The sequence below is a fragment of the Klenkia sp. AC732 genome (genome assembly GCF_979256525.1).
In genome coordinates, this window is the sequence record NZ_CEEDOS010000024.1 from 67,935 (window position 1) to 76,000 (window position 8,066).

Sequence of the window (8,066 nt, forward strand, 5' to 3'; positions counted from 1 at the left end):
CACAGCCGTGGTGAACGTCCTCTCGATCCAGTCCCACGTCGCCTACGGGCACGTCGGGAACGCCTCCGCCGTCTTCCCGCTGCAGCGGCTGGGGCACGAGGTGTGGCCGGTGCACACCGTGCAGTTCTCCAACCACACCGGGTACGGCGCGTGGACCGGCCGGGTGTTCGACGGGCAGGCCGTCGAGGAGGTCGTCGACGGCATCGCCGACCGCGGTGTGCTCGGCAGCTGCGACGCCGTCCTGTCGGGCTACCTGGGATCCGCCGACATCGGGCACGCGGTGGTGCAGACCGTCGCGCGGGTGCGGGCGGCCAACCCGGCGGCCGTGTACTGCTGCGACCCGGTCATCGGCGACGTCGGCCGCGGCGTCTTCGTCCGGCCGGGGATCGCCGAGTTCATGCGGGACACCGCGGTGCCCGCCGCCGACGTGGTCACCCCCAACCACTACGAGCTGGACCTGCTCACCGGCCGGGAGACCACGACGCTGGCCCAGGTCCGGGACGCCGTCGCCGCGCTGCAGGCCACCGGCCCGCGGGTGGTGCTGACCACCTCGCTGGTCGTGGAGGACACCCCGGAGGACGCGGTCGACCTGCTGGCCAGCGAGGGCGGCCGGCACTGGCGGGTGCGGACCCCGCGGCTGGGCCTGTCGGTGAACGGCGCCGGCGACGCGATCGCCGCGCTGTTCCTGGCGCACTGGATGTCCACCGGCTCGGCCGCCGAGGCGCTGGGCCGGGCGGCGGCCTCGGTGTTCGGCCTGCTGCGGACGACCGCCGAGGCCGGCAGCCGGGAGATCCTGCTGGTGGCGGCTCAGGAGGAGTTCGTGGCCCCGACCCGGACGTTCGACGTCGTCGAGGTGCCCGCCGGCTGAGCCGGCCGGCGGGACCAGCCCGACAGCGACACCGCCAGCACCGCGGTCAGCACCAGGGCGCCGGTGGGGGCCAGCACCGTCCAGGGGGCCCGCTCGACGTAGGGCATGCCCTCGGCGAGCAGCAGGCCCCACTCGGGGCTGGGCGGCGTCGGGCCGAGACCCAGGAAGCCCAGCGCGGCCAGCGCCAGCGCGATGCCCGGCAGCCGCAGGACGGCGTTGCGGGTGACCGGTCCCAGCAGCGTCGGGACGACGTGCCGCCAGGTCACCGCCAGCGGGCCGACGCCCAGGACCGGCAGCACCCGCACGTACGCCGACGCCCGGACCTCGGTGCCGACGGCGGCGACGTGCGCGGCCACCGGGGCCCAGCCGACCAGCAGCACCGCCACCGCGGCGCCGGTCAGCGAGGACCCGGCGACGGCGGCGACCAGCACACCGACGATGACCGGCGGTGCGGCGTTGGCCACCTCGACCGGGCCGACCGAGGCCCGGGGCAGCAGCCCGACCAGCAGGCCCACCAACAGGCTGGCCGCGGTGACCAGCACCGCCGTCCCCACCGTGTCGAGGGCGCCGTGCGCGACCCGGGCGAGCAGGTCACGGCCGCTGGCGTCGGCGCCGAAGGGCAGGGCCCAGCTCGGCGGGGCCAGGCGGGCGTGGGCCGACGTCACCGGGTCCCGGCCCAGCCCGGCGGCGACGGTGCCGGCCAGCAGGGCCGCACAGACCCCGGGCAGCACCCGGTCCCGTCCCCGCCAGGTGCGGACGGGGTCGGCGACCGGGACCGTCCCGGTGCGCACGGCGCGGCCCAGCAGCGCCACCCGCAGCGCGCTCGCCGCGATGCCGAAGACCGCGGAGATGCCGAGCAGTGCGAGCATCCCGGCCTGCAGGGCGGGCAGGTCCTGGGACTCGGCGGCACCGAGGGTCGATCGCCCCAGCCCCGGGACGGCGAACACCTGCTCGGCGGCCACGGCTCCGCCGGTCAGCCCGACCAGCACCAGCGCGACCTGGGTGGTCAGCGAGGGCAGCGCACGGCGCACCAGGGCCCGGGCGACCTGGGCGCGGGTGGCACCGGCGACCTGCCAGGACAGCACCCAGCGCTCGCTGCTGGCCGCGGTGAGCGCATCGGCCAGCAGCCGCCCGACCAGCCCGCCCGCGGGCAGTCCCATCGCCAGCGCCGGCAGCACCGCCGAGGACGGCCCGTCCCAGCCGTAGGGCGGGAACCAGCCCAGCCAGACGGCGCCGACGATCAGCAGCACGGACGCCAGCAAAAACTCCGGCAGCGCGGTCAGCGCCGCCCCGCCCACGCCGGAGGGCCGGCCGGGCTCGCCGCGGACCGCCCGGCGCAGGGCCGGCAGGCACAACAGCGTCGTGGTCAGCACGGCGACGAGCAGGGCGAAGGCCATCAGGGTCAGCGAGACGCCCAGTGCGGCGCCCACACCGGGGCCGACGGGGGTGCCGGAGACCCAGGAGGTCCCCAGGTCCCCGCGCACCAGCCCGCCCAGCCAGGACCGCAGCAGGGCCAGCGGCCCGTCGTCGAGCCCGAGGTCGGCCCGGATCGCGGCCAGGGCCTCCGGGGTCGCCTCCTGCTCGGCGGACCGGGCCCGCAGCACCGACAGCTCGGGGCTGCGGCCCGACAGCCAGGGCAGCACGCCGATCAGCGCGACCACCCCGGCCAGCGACAGCACCCGGGACGCCGTCACCCCCAGCCGGCCCGCCACGGTCACTCCCCGGCGGTGGTCTGCGCGGTGATCAGCACGCGCTCGCGGGGGTCGCGGGCGGCGTCGCTGACGCCGGCCTGCTCGCCCTGGACCACGCGCTCGTGCAGCATCGGCACCGCGGCGCCGGTGGCCAGCACCGCGGCCTCGGCCTCGAGCACCAGGGCGCGGCGCTCGGGCCCGGCCGGGGCAGCCGAGGCGGCCTGCAGCGCGGCGTCGACGGCCGGGTCGCACAGCTGGGAGATGTTGAAGGAGCCCTCGCAGGAGAAGTCGCTGAACAGGTAGGCGACCGGGTCACCGGAGTCGAGCACGGTGGCGCGGGACAGGATGAACGCGTCGAACGCCCCGGCCAGCGCGTCGGCCTCGATGAAGGCGTACTCGCGGACGTCCTGGGTGACGGTGAAGCCGACGGCCTCCAGCTGCTGCTGCACCAGGACGGCGACCTCGGGCAGCTCGGCCCGGTCGGTGAAGGTGCCCAGGGTGATCGCGGTGCCGGCCGGGACGGTGCCGGCGGCGGGCAGGTCGAGCTCGCCGCGGCCCTCGGCGGCCCAGGGCAGCGCCGGGCCGAGCAGGCCCTCGGCGATGTCGGCCCGGCCCTCGTAGACGGTCTCCACCAGGGTGGCGCGCTCGATCGCCGCCCGGGCCGCGGCGCGGACCCCGGCGTCGGCGAAGGGCCCGCTGGTGGTGTTGAGGTACAGCGTGTTCGTGCGCGGCATGGGCACCTCGTGCACCAGGTCGGGGTCCAGCAGCCCGGCCTGGGAGACCGGCACGGCCTCCACGACGTCGGCGGTCCCGGTCCGCAGCGCCGCGGCCCGGGTGGTGCCGTCGGGCACGAAGTCGACGTCGATGCCGCTGGCCGCGGCGGGGTCGCCCCAGTAGCCGTCGTACCGGTCCAGGGTGGCGCCCGAGGTGCCGTCGACCGCGACCAGCTCGAAGGGCCCGGTGCCGGTGCCCACCGGGCTCACGGTGCCGTCCTCGGCGTAGGCGGAGGCGGCCAGCACGGCCAGCTGCGGGCTGGACAGCCGCTGGGGCACCAGTGGGTCGACGTCCCCGGTGGTGACGACGACGTCGTCCCCGTCGGCGACGGCGGTGAGCTCGACGCCGTCCAGGATCCGGGGCTTCGGGGAGGCCTGGGTGGCCGCGGTCAGCGAGGCCGCGGCCTGCTCGGCGGTGAGGTCGGTCCCGTCGTGGAAGGTCACCCCCTGGCGGACGGCGAACCGCCACGTGCGGTCGTCGACCTGCTCCCAGCCGGTGGACAGGGCGGGCTGGGCCTCACCGAGCTCGTCGAGCACCACCAGGGTCTCGGCGGTGCTCCAGCGGGAGAGCTTGAACGCGTCGTCGGACAGCGGGGACAGCCCCGAGCGGGGCGGCTGCAGCATCGCCAGGGAGACCCGGCCGTCGTCGGCCGAGGCGGCGTCGGACCCGGTCGAGCCGCTGAAGCAGCCGGTCAGCAGCAGGGCGGCGGTGGTGGTCAGGACACCGGTGCGGAACAACGGTCGGCGGTGGGTGGGGACAGCAGGCATCGACGGACGTCCTCGTTCGGTGGGGTGGGTGGAGCGGGTCAGGCGGGGAGGTGCGGCACGGCCTCGACGAGGGCCCGGGCGGCGGGGTGCCGGGGGGTGGCCAGCAGCTGGTCGGTGGGGCGGTCCTCGACGACCCGGCCGGCGTCCAGGACGAGCGTCCGGCTGCACAGCCGGGAGACCACGGACAGGTCGTGGGAGACCAGCAGCAGGGCCAGACCCCGGTCCCGGCCCAGCTCGGCGAGCAGCTCGACGACCTGCGCCCGGACGGCGAGGTCCAGGCCGCTGACCGGTTCGTCGGCCAGCAGCACCGCTGGGGCCGGTGCCAGGGCACGGGCCAGGGCGACCCGCTGGGCCTGGCCGCCGGAGAGCTCGCCGGGACGGCGCGAGGCGAGCCCGGCGTCCAGCCGGACCCGCTCCAGCGCGGTGGCCACCGCGGTCCGGTGGTCGCCGGGGACGCCCAGGGCGCGCAGCGGTTCGGCGACCAGGGCCCCGACGGTCATCCGGGGGTCCAGGGTGCTGGCCGGGTCCTGGGGCACGTACTGCACCTGCCGGCGGAACCAGCGCAGCCGGCGGGCCGGGCCCGGGGAGACGGCCCGGTCCCCGCAGTGCACGGTGCCGGCGTCGGGGGCGTCCAGGGCCAGCAGCAGCCGCAGCAGGGTCGACTTGCCCGACCCGGAGCTGCCGACGACCCCGAGCTGCTCGCCGGGCGCCAGTGCGAGGTCGACCCCGTCGAGGGCGGTGAGCCGCCCGGCCGGCGCCCACGGGCGGCGCCTGGGGAGCGGGTGGGTACGGCGCAGCCCGCGGGCCTGCAGCACCGGGGTGACGGTGGTCGACGGGACGGCCTCCCGGGCCGTCAGCACGGCGCTCACGCCACGGCCCGGGCGGCGTCGACCAGCTCGCGCAGGTGCGCCGATGCCGGGGCGGCCACCAGCTCGGCGGTCGGGCCGTCCTCGACGACCCGACCGGCCTCCAGCACCACGAACCGGTCGCACAGGGTGGCTGCGACGGCGACGTCGTGGGTGATGAACAGCAGGGCGCTGTCGGCGGTGTGCGCGTGCAGCAGCCGGACGACCTGGGCCTGGGTGACCAGGTCCAGGGCGGTGGTGGGTTCGTCGGCGACCAGCAGCCCGGCCGCCGACGCCAGCGCGATCGCGGTGCAGACCCGCTGGCGCTGGCCTCCGGAGAGCTCGCCGGCGACGCTGCGCAGCACCCGGTCGGGGTCGGTGAGCCCGACGTCGGTGAGCAGCTGGGCGGCCCGGGTGCGCAGTGCGGCGCCACGCAGGCCCCCGCGGTGGCGCAGCGGGGTCGCCAGCTGGGCGCCCACGGGCACCAGCGGGTTGAGCGCGGCCAGCGGGTCCTGGGCGATGGCGGCGACCCGGGTGCGGGCCGTGCGCCGCGCGGCGGGCACCCCGAGGACGTCGTCCCCGGCGACCCGGACGGCGCCGGTGGCCACCGCGCCGGCGGGCAGCCGGCCCAGCACCGCCCCGGCCGTGAGGGACTTGCCGGAGCCCGACGCCCCGATGAGCGCGACCCGGCTGCCGGCGGGCACGGTGAGGTCGACGCCGTGCAGCAGCCGGGTGCCGGCGACGCTGAGGGTCAGGCCGGACACCTGCAGCGCAGGTGTGACCTCGGCGTCGACAACAGGAATCATTGTCAGCAGGCTAGCCGAGGGGCGACGGGGGTCCCCGGCGGGGGTCAGTCCTCGTAGCCGTCGACGGGGGCCGGCACCGTCGCGACCGCGTCGGGGTCCAGCACCGGCTCGGGGTACCCCAGCGTGGGGTGCTCCCGCGACGGTGCGTACGTGCCGACGACCTCGACCCAGTCGTCGGCGGACCGCCCGGCCAGCAGCTCGTCGGCGTCGGGGCCCTCGAGCACGACCCGCACGGCCAGTGCGTCCGCGGCGCAGCAGGCGATCCGGATGCGGGTGACGTACCAGCCGCCACCGTCGCGCGGGGACAGGAAACCGACCAGCCGGATCCGACGGTCGCGCAGCGGCGCGGTGTCCGACTGCTGGGTCCGCACCGAGTAGCCGGCCAGCGTCATCGTGCGCCAGGACTCCCCCGGGTCGTCGGGTCCGATGCCCAGCGGCACGTCCCCCGGCGGCGGCGCGGACACCGGGGCGGTCTGCCGCTGCGCGGTGAAGGCGCCCAGCGGCCCGGGTGCGACCACGAGCAGCACCGCGACCGGGGCGAGCAGGAGCCAGGCCACCCGCGGCCCGCCGTGCTCGTGCGCCTGCCCGGGCCCGGCGTCGCGGCCGGGGCGGTCCCGCACCAGCCCGAGCAGCCCCACCGCGAGGACGACGGCCCCGGCGGCGACCAGCAGCGGCCGGAACCCGGCCTGCACGTACGCCAGGTAAGCCTCGGACAGCGAGACGCGCAGCGTCACCCCGCCCAGCAGCACCAGCAGCAGGTGCTGGGCCAGCCGGCTCACAGCAGCCACCAGCCCACGAGCGACCCCGCGGCGATCGCCACGACCAGGGTGACCGGGGCGAACCGGACGGCGAACCGGCTGCCGAAGGTGCCCGCCTGCAGCGCGATCAGCTTGACGTCGACGGCCGGGCCGACGACGAGGAAGACCAGCCGCGCGGTGAGGGAGAACGAGGTGAGCCCGGCCGCGACGAACGCGTCGGCCTCCGAGCAGATGGCCAGCACCACGGCCAGCGCGGCCAGCACCAGCACCGCGAGCACCGGCTCGGCGGCCACGGCGTCCAGCCACTCCCGGGGGACGACGACGTTCAGCGTGGCGGCGGTGAGGCCCCCGACGACCAGGTAGCCACCGGCGTGCACCAGGTCGTGCTGCACCGCGCCGAGGAACGCGGCCGCTCGGTTGCCGCCGGCCTCGTGCACCGAGCGGGCCGGCATGCGCAGCCACTCCCCCCGGCCGAACGCCGACCACAGCCAGCCCATGGTCACCGCGACCGCCATCGAGGCCAGGAACCGGGCCAGCACCATCTCCGGGTCCCCGGGGAAGGCGACCGCGGTGGCGACCAGCACGACGGGGTTGACCGCGGGCGCCGACAGCAGGAAGGCCAGCGCGGCAGCCGGGGTCACGCCGCGGCGGACGAGGCTGCCGGCCACCGGCACCGAGGCGCACTCGCACCCGGGCAGCACCAGCCCGGCGGCACCGGCGACCGGGACGGCCAGCGCCGGGCGGCGCGGGAGCGCCCGGGCGAAGAACGAGGGTGGCACCAGCGTGCCGATCGCCGCGGACAGCCCGACGCCCAGCACGAGGAAGGGCAGCGCCTGCAGGCAGACCGCCACGAACACCGTCGCCCAGGCGCGCAGGGCCGGTGCGTCGAAGGCGCCGGGCAGCAGGAACCGGGCGGCGACGACGACCAGCAGGGCCACCACCAGCACGTCGGTCGACCGGGTGCCTCCACCGCGGCCCCGGTCCAGGCCACTCCCCCGGGACGGACGGAGCCCGAGGTCGGGCGGACCGGACACGGCACCCACCCCCCTCGGTGAACATGGTTCCCACTACCGTTGTCGCGCACACTCTCGCACGACCCACCCCCCTGAACGAGGAGCTCCCGTTGGCCGAGTCGAAGAAGTCCCGCACCTCCGGCGCCGGGTCCCTGCTGCGCAAGGCCGTCGGCACCGTGGCCACCGGCGTCGTCGGCGTCCTGGTCGTCCGCGCCGCCGAGCGCGGCGAGTCCGGCAGCCTGCCGAAGAAGGCCGCCGTCGGCGCCACCAAGCTGGGCATCCTGGGTGCCCGCCGGGCCGAGACCGCGGTGGAGAAGGCCCGCCTGGCCGCCGGCGACGTCCGCGCGCAGGCCTACGCCGACCTGGGCGAGCAGGCCCCGCCGCCGGCCGACCGGGCCGCCGGGCACGACCACAGCCACTGATGGCCCGCCGCACCCCGGTCCCCGCCGTCGTCCTGAGGTCGGCCACCCCGGGCACCGGCATCGTCCACCAGGTCAACATCGAGCACCTGGCCCGCGTGGTCTTCCCCCGCCAGGAGGGCGAC

General features: G+C 77.2%; 8 protein-coding genes. 2 read left to right on the forward strand and 6 right to left on the reverse strand.

Annotated features, from left to right (window positions below):
- Nucleotides 1-7: 7 nt before the first annotated feature.
- Nucleotides 8-868: a pyridoxal kinase PdxY gene (gene pdxY / locus AC0IVP_RS13205; protein ID WP_200938734.1), complete on the forward strand. Its 861-nt coding sequence runs from the start codon at nt 8-10 to the stop codon at nt 866-868.
- On the opposite strand, the gene AC0IVP_RS13210 is transcribed toward pdxY, so the two are convergent.
- From AC0IVP_RS13210 to AC0IVP_RS13235, 6 genes are read right to left on the reverse strand one after another with little or no spacing between them, the layout of a single operon-like run.
- Nucleotides 808-2,580, reverse strand: coding sequence for an ABC transporter permease subunit (locus tag AC0IVP_RS13210; protein ID WP_471757076.1), 1,773 nt, complete (start codon nt 2,578-2,580; stop codon nt 808-810). The genes pdxY and AC0IVP_RS13210 overlap by 61 nt on opposite strands.
- A gap of 2 nt (nt 2,581-2,582) precedes the next feature.
- Complete coding sequence (locus tag AC0IVP_RS13215; protein ID WP_471757078.1) at nt 2,583-4,100, reverse strand: ABC transporter substrate-binding protein; 1,518 nt, start codon at nt 4,098-4,100, stop codon at nt 2,583-2,585.
- 38 nt (nt 4,101-4,138) lie between these two features.
- Nucleotides 4,139-4,969: an ABC transporter ATP-binding protein gene (locus tag AC0IVP_RS13220; protein ID WP_471757080.1), complete on the reverse strand. Its 831-nt coding sequence runs from the start codon at nt 4,967-4,969 to the stop codon at nt 4,139-4,141.
- Nucleotides 4,966-5,751, reverse strand: a complete 786-nt coding sequence (locus tag AC0IVP_RS13225) for an ATP-binding cassette domain-containing protein (protein ID WP_056290974.1) — start codon at nt 5,749-5,751, stop codon at nt 4,966-4,968. The genes AC0IVP_RS13220 and AC0IVP_RS13225 overlap by 4 nt, the downstream gene beginning before the upstream one ends.
- A 44-nt stretch (nt 5,752-5,795) precedes the next feature.
- A complete protein-coding gene (locus AC0IVP_RS13230) occupies nt 5,796-6,530 on the reverse strand; it encodes a TIGR03943 family putative permease subunit (protein WP_056290976.1) in 735 nt (244 codons plus the stop codon).
- A complete protein-coding gene (locus tag AC0IVP_RS13235; protein WP_471757082.1) occupies nt 6,527-7,543 on the reverse strand; it encodes a permease in 1,017 nt (338 codons plus the stop codon). The genes AC0IVP_RS13230 and AC0IVP_RS13235 overlap by 4 nt, the downstream gene beginning before the upstream one ends.
- Before the next feature lie 89 nt (nt 7,544-7,632).
- On the opposite strand from AC0IVP_RS13235, the gene AC0IVP_RS13240 reads away from it, so the two are divergent.
- Nucleotides 7,633-7,944: a DUF1490 family protein gene (locus AC0IVP_RS13240; RefSeq protein ID WP_056290978.1), complete on the forward strand. Its 312-nt coding sequence runs from the start codon at nt 7,633-7,635 to the stop codon at nt 7,942-7,944.
- Nucleotides 7,945-8,066: the final 122 nt, after the last annotated feature.

Coding starts and splice junctions, on each gene's coding strand:
- AC0IVP_RS13215 (WP_471757078.1), bottom strand. CDS start 4,100: ATGCCTGCTGTCCCCACCCACCGCCGACCGTTGTTCCGCACCGGTGTC.
- AC0IVP_RS13225 (WP_056290974.1), bottom strand. CDS start 5,751: ATGATTCCTGTTGTCGACGCCGAGGTCACACCTGCGCTGCAGGTGTCC.